Consider the following 4,263-nt stretch of genomic DNA (forward strand, 5'->3'; position numbering starts at 1 on the left):
ATCTCGCCCGGGCGGAGTTCGCAACGCTGCGGTTGCGCCTGCTCAAGATCGCCGTGCGGGTGCAGGAAACCACCAGCCGCATCCGACTGGCCTTTGCCTCGTGCTGTCCGGAAGCGGATCTCGTCCGGCGTCTTGCGAGCGCTCTGGCACCCCAGCCCCGGGCGGCCTCGCCCTGAGCGCCGGGGCTGCCATCGCCCCGGTCATCCCATCCCGTCCCTGCCAACGCGTTCCCCACGTTCCAGACCTTGCCGCGGTGAAAGAAACGCAGCGGATCGGCACGCCCGCGCTACCAAATAGGCCCCGAAACAAACTCTGGTGAATAGGAACGGCTAGCAGTCCTACGGAAATATCTGAAACTGTGACAGGCTTGATCCATAGATGATCAACATCCAGACTCGCATTCAGCTTCTCGGTGTTGAGAAAGTCACTTGCAATCGCTGCAACATGCTCATTCTGCTCTAGTGTTGCATCTGAACAAAAACGATTTCCGAATACATCAAAATAGCAATGCCGAAATTCGAACCGTTTAGACAATAGGCGGAGCCTCTTCTCAAGGCTTGAGGCGCTCGTGAAAGCCTGAAGGATATCGTTGTGGACCGAAATGGCACGTTCCAACTCCTGGTTTTTGCTCTGAAGTTCCCCACGAAGCACCTGTAGCATTTTCAATGTTTCCGTTGCTTCTCGGTGAGCGGTGGCGTTCTTCCAGGCGATCGCAACATGCGTCGCAAAGACCTCCAGGAGCGAGAGACTGAACGGGTTGAACGACGACAGTGGATTGAAGGCCAGAAGCGTAAGCGTGCCCAGGCAGCGGTCGCCAGTCTTCACAGGAACGCAGATCAGACTGTGTGCAATCCTGCTTGACCTGACAAACTCCATGTTCTTTGCCGTCAGGTTGCTGTGAGCATCCAGCACTTCACGTTGGGAACGGAGCAAAACAGGGACGTGGGTTTCGTAAACCATTCCCGAGACCGACTCATGCGGTCGAAGCTTATAATCGAAGTAATCCTCGCCTAAGCCCACCTGGGACACGGGGAGCAGATAGTCCTGCTCGGCATCATAAAGCCGAAACACGCCAGCGTCACTTCCGGGGATGACCTCTATGGCGCATTTGACGACATTGCGGACGATGTCGTCAGGCTCCAGGGAGGACAGTAGTTCCTGATTAGCGAGTTTGACTTGTTCCAGAGCGTTCCGACAGGCACGTTCAATATAACTTGCGATGATAGATGGTAGCGCGCCCGCGATCTCATCGATACGCTTCTTCGTACAAACCCCTTTGAAGATACGGATCCTCGTCTCGGCGTCATCATAGAATGGAGCCGCTACACAGAGGCCATATTCATTGTCACCGGGTTGGTGCGATATTTGAAACGGCTTGTCCTCTGGGCGCCTCGTCGCGGGCAGTTCGCCGCTTTCACGCCTAGCTTCTCCGAATTCATAGCGTTCAATTAGGAACTCCCCCGGCTGCAACTTTGTAGCTAGAAACCGGTTGATTTGATCAGTGAGGGTCACCGGACAGCTCCTCAGTGCCCGTCTGAGAATGTCGCACGGGGTCGGATTGGGATAGTGTCGGGTGCGCGAGGACACCAACTTCTGGTCCAGTCAGAGGCATAATAGTCAACCTCAAGAGAGGAGGCTGTGATGCTTGACCAAATGAGGCGGCGGGAGTTCATTGCCTTCCTCGGCAGCATGGCAGCCGCTTGGCCGCTTACAACACATGCACAACAGCCGGCGATGCCTGTGGTCGGCTTCCTCAATGGCGCCTCATCCCACCAGTTCGGCCACCTTGTGTCAGCCTTCCGCACTGGGCTCAGCGAGGCAGGATTTGTTGAAGGACACAACGTTCTAATTGAATACCGCTGGGCCGACGGTGACTATAACCGGCTACCGGCGCTCGCAGCCGAACTGGTCAACCGCCCGGTTACGGCCCTAGCTGCAACGGGTGGCTCCGCGTTGGCGGCCAAGGCGGCATCGTCGACCATTCCGATTGTCTTCATCACAACCGATCCGGTGCGATCTGGCCTCGTCACCAGTCTCAGCCGGCCCGAGGGTAATCTGACTGGAATGGCCTTCCTTACGGCTACGATGGAGCCGAAGCGGCTGGAGATCCTGGAGGAACTGGCGCCCGCAGCAACCCGCTTTGCCGCACTACTCAACCCGGACAGCCACCTTGCTGCGTCTCAAACCAAGGATTTGCTGGAAGCAGGCCGCCAGATAGGGCGAACAGTCGAAATCCTGAATGCCAAGTCGGCATCTGAACTTGAGGCCGCTTTCGCCACCCTCGGTCAAACACGATCCAGCGCGCTCTTGGTCACTGCCGATCCGTTCTTCCACAGCCGTCGCGAGCAGATCGTGATGCTGGCCGCGCGCTATGCCATTCCAGCTATCTACGAATGGCGCGAGATCGTCGAGGCCGGCGGCCTGATGAGCTATGGACCGAGCATCACCGACGTCTATCACCAAGCAGGCGTGTACATGGGCCGCATTCTGAAGGGAGCTAAGACGACAGATCTGCCGATTTTGCAGCCCACCAAGTTTGATTTCGTCATCAACATGACCACTGCGAGGGCGCTCAACCTTTCGGTTCCTAGCTTGCTCCTCGCTCGAGCCGACGACGTGATTGAATAAGAGCGGGATCAGTCAACCATGAGCCGCACCCTTAATCGGGTATCCAGTTCCATAAACGGCCCTCCGCGAAATTTGCGGTAGGTTTGACCCGCGGTGGTTTGGCCCGTGCCGGAGAAGACGCCCTAACCGAGGGGTCCTGTGCAGACCTCCGGCTTAGAGCGGCTGTAGCCCCAGCTGAGGGGAGTCGTGGAACCCTCAGCCAAGGCCATGTTCCCCGCGTGGGGCAGGGAACAGGTCGGATCGATACGCAACGCACCCGACGCACGCAACCTGCAACAGCTAAGGTAAATAGTCCGTAGCTGCTTCAGAGTGGCTCCATTCTGCGGCTTCTGCGAATGACGCACCGGGATACGGCGAAGGCCGCGAGGGGCGATCCGAGGCCTTGCCTATGGGGAGGAGCACCGGGCGCGTCAGGAGCCCGAGTCCCGGGCGCGACCACCACAGGCTTTGAGCCTGCGCCTGGTGTCGAGCAGCGTCAACGGTTGTCGCCCGAGGCTGAACCGCTTGTCCGAAGGGCTGATCGGAAAGGCGCGGCCCGAAAACGCCAAAAACCCCGGATCTCTCCAGGGCTTCGGCTGTGGGCGGTTCCTTACACCCGGCTTCCACCAGGCCAGATCCCTCTCTCCACGCAGGCCTTGATCATGCGCTGTCTTGAGCCGACGTCAATTCACGCTGACGCGACTATGGCCGAGGTGTCCGCAGTCTTTTTTCACGTACGCAGTAGGTTTGGCACGCACGTGGTTTCACGCGCATGCCTGTGACCGGCCGGGAACGCCTATGAAAAAGGCCGTGCCCGGTCTTGTGACCATGTTCGCGACCCTTGAACCCATATTGGCCCCTAGGTTCCGCTTCGCGTGACGCAGCGGTCGCCCTGCTTTTGCCGGAGTTAGAACACCGGGATGCTTCTCCCGATTGGAGATCGAGGCGCGGGAACACGGATGAGCCTTCACTTCGGGTGAACAAGGAGGGAGGCTTGCGACGCCTGCAGGGCATTCGCCCGGCTCCTGCTTCAGCGACAACCCTCGGTCCCAGTGAGGATTTGCCATGCCACAGCCAACACGTACCAGACGCGATGCGCCATCCCCTGCAACTGTGGCATGGGCGGCAAAACAATCTGACCGGCGTCCGGGCGTGCTTTCGGGGTTACATAGGCTCGGCGGGCATTCGGCATGGAAGAAGTCCGTTTGATGCGGCCCGGGAGTGCCGCGGGGCTCGCGTACCACGTCGGCCAGAATGGTGGGTCTCAGGTGGAGCCGGGCTGATCCTGCGCGGTGACCACCTTCTCGGAGAGGATCTCGCCAGTCTGGTCGAGGATGGCCTGCCATGCGGCCTGTGGTGCCCGCACCGTGATGCGGATGCGCCCGGCATCCTTACCGTTTCCCTGCTCGACGCGGCTAGTCACCTGCCCTAGGCGCATCCCGCGACGCAGCGCCTCCAGGTCGGTGCCGAGGCGTTCCGCCAGGAAAGCGCTGTCGAGCACAAAGTCACCGACGGCATCACGGTTCAGGGTACGCATCCGAGGTGGGCCGCCTTGTAGGAATTGTCGGATTTGGCACTGACTGTCCTTATTGACGTCAAAAAGGACAGTGCGGCTATGGATCGAGTTGAGATTGTCGATACGGGTCGGCGTCGTCG

3 protein-coding genes and 1 pseudogene are annotated in these 4,263 nt (G+C 59.3%); 2 read left to right on the forward strand and 2 right to left on the reverse strand.

Going from position 1 to position 4,263, the window contains the following annotated elements:
* The coding region (locus FS320_RS39170; protein WP_192926244.1) for a transposase at positions 1-176 on the forward strand (176 nt) is incomplete at its 5' end.
* 541 nt (positions 177-717) lie between these two features.
* Here the strand turns inward: FS320_RS39170 and FS320_RS49100 are convergent.
* Positions 718-1,587 (reverse strand): annotated as a pseudogene (locus FS320_RS49100) (GAF domain-containing protein); the annotation flags it as partial.
* A gap of 147 nt (positions 1,588-1,734) precedes the next feature.
* Between FS320_RS49100 and FS320_RS39175 the strand changes: the two are divergent.
* A complete protein-coding gene (locus FS320_RS39175; protein ID WP_162003532.1) occupies positions 1,735-2,628 on the forward strand; it encodes an ABC transporter substrate-binding protein in 894 nt (297 codons plus the stop codon).
* A 1,243-nt stretch (positions 2,629-3,871) separates the two neighbouring features.
* Here the strand turns inward: FS320_RS39175 and FS320_RS39180 are convergent.
* The coding region (locus FS320_RS39180) for a DUF6522 family protein (protein WP_244627672.1) at positions 3,872-4,263 on the reverse strand (392 nt) is incomplete at its 5' end.

Origin of the sequence: Microvirga tunisiensis (genome assembly GCF_009296175.1) — a bacterium.
GTDB lineage: Bacteria > Pseudomonadota > Alphaproteobacteria > Rhizobiales > Beijerinckiaceae > Microvirga > Microvirga tunisiensis.

Coding starts and splice junctions, on each gene's coding strand:
- FS320_RS39175 (WP_162003532.1), top strand. CDS start 1,735: ATGCCTGTGGTCGGCTTCCTCAATGGCGCCTCATCCCACCAGTTCGGC.